We start from the raw sequence: 203 nt of genomic DNA on the forward strand, positions 1-203 counted from the left end.
AGCTCCGGTGCCATCCTGAGCTACATCATGTGCAAGGCCATGAACCGCTCGTTCTTCAACGTGATCGGTGGCGGGTTCGGTGGCGATACGACAGCCGCATCCGGTGCTGCCGCCGTGCAACGCCCAGTGAAAAGCGGCAGTGCCGACGATGCTGCCTTTGTGCTGGCGAATGCCGAGACCGTGGTCATCGTGCCGGGCTACGG

The 203-nt window shown here is 63.1% G+C and carries 1 protein-coding gene; it reads left to right on the forward strand.

The annotated features are described in order from the left end of the window. Positions 1–203, forward strand: a 203-nt coding sequence (locus tag ACFQ95_RS26000) for an NAD(P)(+) transhydrogenase (Re/Si-specific) subunit beta (protein ID WP_422835874.1), incomplete at both ends; no start/stop codon positions are given.

The organism is Variovorax sp. HJSM1_2, from assembly GCF_049316285.1.
Lineage (GTDB): Bacteria > Pseudomonadota > Gammaproteobacteria > Burkholderiales > Burkholderiaceae_C > Rhodoferax_B.